Source organism: Vibrio sp. 10N.222.46.A1 (assembly GCF_041473595.1).
In the GTDB taxonomy this organism is placed as follows: domain Bacteria; phylum Pseudomonadota; class Gammaproteobacteria; order Enterobacterales; family Vibrionaceae; genus Vibrio; species Vibrio tasmaniensis_A.
The window spans coordinates 1-266 of sequence record NZ_JBFRSN010001031.1 but is presented as its reverse complement, the minus strand read 5'-3'; the positions used below and the strand labels follow the sequence as shown (position 1 = coordinate 266).

Here is a 266-nt window from a genome sequence, read left to right as displayed (position 1 = left end):
CAACATCAGGATTAGTAAAAACCCTAAATAGTGGTGCGCCCTGGAGGATTCGAACCTCCGACCGCCTGGTTCGTAGCCAGGTACTCTATCCAGCTGAGCTAAGGGCGCAACGGTTTCGATATTGAGCTGTTAGTTAAGGCAATAAAGCAGTTAAAACTAAACGTTCAACATCAGGATTAATGAAAACCCTAAATAGTGGTGCGCCCTGGAGGATTCGAACCTCCGACCGCCTGGTTCGTAGCCAGGTACTCTATCCAGCTGAGCTA

General features: G+C 48.5%; 2 tRNA genes. Both read right to left on the bottom strand.

The window, feature by feature from the left end:
* Positions 1–31: 31 nt before the first annotated feature.
* Positions 32–108: transfer RNA gene (locus AB4496_RS23370), tRNA-Arg, on the bottom strand.
* Positions 109–196: 88 nt separating this feature from the next.
* Positions 197–265: transfer RNA gene (locus tag AB4496_RS23365), tRNA-Arg, on the bottom strand.
* Position 266 lies beyond the last annotated feature (1 nt).